We start from the raw sequence: 2398 nt of genomic DNA, 5'->3' as shown, positions 1-2398 counted from the left end.
GGATAAAACTGCCGTGGTTCTGCGAAGACGATGGCGATTACTGGAACGAATTGAACAACAGCCTGACCCGTTACCTCGAGGAACTGGAATTGACCCGGGAGCGCGTGGGGCTGGTCCTGGAGGCTGAAGACCGGCGTTTGAGCGTGCGCATGAACCGCACGATGTATCGCTTCGGGATCATCACCGGAATCTTTTTGCCGATGAGTTTTCTGACCGGTCTTTTGGGCATCAACGTCGGCGGTATTCCGTTCTCTGCCAACCCCTACGGCTTCCTGATCGCCTGCCTGTTGATGGTCTTGGTGGCGCTGGGGCAGTGGTGGTTATTCCGACGTTTACGCTGGGTCTGACGATGAGCCATGTGACCCGACCAAATCTAACCGCGTCTTTGACAGACATCACGAGAGGTGCGTATGCACGATCCGTTTGAACAGTCTTTGCGTGACATGCTCAAAGCATCGCCGTCCAGCCGTGACGACGATGCCTGTCTGGGGCGTGTACTGAAAACCGCCAACCGCCAGGTCGGTGCCGGCGATCTGTTCAGCCTTCTGGGCCGTTGGCTGCCCGCGCTGATGATCGCCCTGAATAACGGATCGGCCCATGTAGCGCCGGTTTCTCGTCTGCGTAAACCTACCGCCCGCACTGCTGATAAGGCTGATTGAATATGGAACTTGATCTCTGGACTCAGAGCCTCGTCACTGCAATGACTGCGTTGTGGACCAAAGTTGCGAACTTCATTCCGAACCTGTTTGGCGCACTGGTTGTGCTGCTGCTGGGTTTTGTCGTGGCCAAGCTGCTGGACACGCTGCTCTCAAAATTGCTCGCCAAATTGGGCCTTGATCGCCTGATGGGTGGCACCGGACTGACCAAATTGCTGTCCCGCGCCGGCCTCCAGGTGCCTATTTCGACGCTGATCGGCAAAATTGTCTACTGGTTCGTCCTGCTGATTTTTCTCGTTTCTGCCGCAGAATCCCTTGGACTTGAACGAGTTTCGGCTACGCTGGACATGCTGGCGCTGTATGTTCCGAAAGTATTCGGCGCGGCGCTGGTGCTGCTGGTGGGTGTCTTGCTGGCGCAACTGGCCAATGGGCTGGTACGTGGCGCGGCAGAAGGTGTAGGGCTGGATTACGCCGCGGGCCTGGGGCGGATTGCCCAGGGCCTGGTGATCATCATCAGTATTTCGGTTGCGATCAGCCAGTTGGAGGTCAAGACAGACCTGCTCAACCACGTGATTGTGATCGTCTTGATTACCGTTGGTCTGGCGGTTGCGCTGGCCATGGGGTTGGGAAGCCGGGAAATTGCCGGTCAGATTCTTGCGGGAATCTATGTGCGAGAGTTGTATCAGGTTGGGCAACAAGTGCGTGTTGGCGAGGTCGAAGGGCAGATCGAAGAGATCGGCACGGTGAAAACCACGGTGCTGACCGACGAGGGTGAGCTAGTCTCTCTCTCGAATCGGATTCTCCTGGAGCAGCATGTGAGTAGCCGCTAACCCGGCAAATCCTGCTAATGTATGCCGCCGCAAAATGCCCTGAGGGGTTGCGGCGGACATTGACCTGACTGTCGGCCCGACTTGTTTTGAATAAAGCTCAATCGCTCTCCACGCGCTACGACCCCCGCGAGCTCTCTGATGAGGAGTTGGTCGCGCGCTCGCATACCGAGCTGTTTCACGTAACGCGCGCCTATGAAGAACTGATGCGGCGTTACCAGCGAACATTATTTAACGTTTGTGCACGGTACCTGGGGAACGATCGTGATGCAGACGATGTCTGTCAGGAAGTGATGTTGAAGGTGCTGTACGGCCTGAAGAACTTCGAGGGCAAATCGAAGTTCAAGACGTGGCTCTACAGCATCACGTACAACGAGTGCATCACGCAGTATCGGAAGGAACGGCGTAAGCGTCGCTTGATGGACGCTTTGAGTCTGGACCCCCTCGAGGAAGCGTCTGAAGAAAAGGCGCCGAAACCCGAGGAGAAGGGCGGACTTGATCGCTGGCTGGTGTATGTGAACCCGATTGATCGTGAAATTCTGGTGCTACGTTTTGTCGCAGAGCTGGAGTTTCAGGAGATCGCAGACATCATGCACATGGGCTTGAGTGCAACAAAAATGCGGTACAAACGCGCTCTAGACAAATTGCGTGAGAAATTTGCAGGCATTGCCGAAACTTAGTTTGGCGCAAATATCTCTTACGTGTAGGCAAGTTCTGATAGACTTGCCGCCGAGTTGTCCCCCGGTTTGCGGGACTGCTTCACAATCACCAGATGGGGATTTAACGGATGAAACTGAAAAACACCTTGGGCTTGGCCATTGGTTCTCTTATTGCCGCTACTTCGTTCGGCGCGCTGGCACAAGGCCAAGGCGCAGTTGAAATCGAAGGCTTCGCCAAGAAAGAACAGTACGACAG

At 55.4% G+C, this 2398-nt stretch carries 5 protein-coding genes; all 5 read left to right on the top strand.

The window, feature by feature from the left end:
• A partial coding sequence (locus AC1DLB_RS27710; RefSeq protein WP_477786065.1) for a CorA family divalent cation transporter occupies positions 1–347 on the top strand: 347 nt, incomplete at its 5' end.
• Positions 348–410: 63 nt separating this feature from the next.
• Positions 411–659: a hypothetical protein gene (locus tag AC1DLB_RS27705; protein ID WP_007940635.1), complete on the top strand. Its 249-nt coding sequence runs from the start codon at positions 411–413 to the stop codon at positions 657–659.
• Positions 660–661: 2 nt separating this feature from the next.
• The gene (locus tag AC1DLB_RS27700) at positions 662–1486 is read left to right on the top strand and encodes a mechanosensitive ion channel family protein (RefSeq protein WP_007940637.1); all 825 of its coding nucleotides are present in this window, start codon (positions 662–664) and stop codon (positions 1484–1486) included.
• A gap of 86 nt (positions 1487–1572) precedes the next feature.
• Positions 1573–2163, top strand: coding sequence for an RNA polymerase sigma factor SigX (sigX, locus tag AC1DLB_RS27695; protein ID WP_017337463.1), 591 nt, complete (start codon positions 1573–1575; stop codon positions 2161–2163).
• 107 nt (positions 2164–2270) lie between these two features.
• A partial coding sequence (locus AC1DLB_RS27690) for an OmpA family protein (RefSeq protein ID WP_477786066.1) occupies positions 2271–2398 on the top strand: 128 nt, incomplete at its 3' end.

This window comes from Pseudomonas sp. 05N434 (assembly GCF_056396965.1).
The sequence above is the reverse complement of the archived record's forward strand: the minus strand, read 5'-3'. Positions and strand labels throughout refer to the sequence as shown.